Below are 544 nucleotides of genomic sequence, written 5' to 3'. Positions count from 1 at the left end.
GGGTGAGGTGCCCCCGGCGGTGTGGACACTCTGACAATGGATCTTGTTGATCCGAGGAAGGGTGTCCTGGTGGGACGTAAGTCTCCGTATCCGGTGGAGTTCAGGAACGACGCGGTCGCGTTGTACCGCGCGGCGGGCGGGAAGCGCACGTATGCGGCGGTCGCGGCGGATGTCGGGGTGACCGGCGAGACGCTGCGCAGTTGGGTGCGCCAGGCCGACGAGCTGGCCGGCCGCGCCCATGGTCACGGCGAGCCGTCTGCGGAGGGCCGGGATGAGGAACTGGCCCGGCTGCGCGCGGAGAACGGGCGGCTGCGCAGGGCCGAGAAGGAGTGGGAACTCGAGCGGGAGATCCTTCGTCGGGCGGCCCAGTATTTCGCGAAGGAGATGAGGGCATGACCCTCCGCTGGGGCTTCATCTCCGACCATCGCGCCGACTTCGGCGTGCAGCGGATATGCCGGGTCCTTCAGGTCTCGCGCTCCGGCTATTACCGGTGGACCGCCGCGGCCAAGGCCCGCGAAGAACGGCAGGCCGCCGACGACGCCCT

At 69.5% G+C, this 544-nt stretch carries 1 protein-coding gene; it reads left to right on the top strand.

What is annotated here, in order from left to right:
• The first annotated feature begins 36 nt into the window (after positions 1-36).
• Positions 37-396 carry a transposase gene (locus NBY69_RS37150; RefSeq protein ID WP_374211391.1) on the top strand — a complete coding sequence of 120 codons (360 nt, stop codon included), beginning with the start codon at positions 37-39 and terminating at the stop codon, positions 394-396.
• Positions 397-544: the final 148 nt, after the last annotated feature.

It is taken from the genome of Streptomyces sp. A 4/2 (genome assembly GCF_940670765.1).
Lineage (GTDB): Bacteria > Actinomycetota > Actinomycetes > Streptomycetales > Streptomycetaceae > Streptomyces.
The sequence above is the reverse complement of the archived record's forward strand: the minus strand, read 5'-3'. Positions and strand labels throughout refer to the sequence as shown.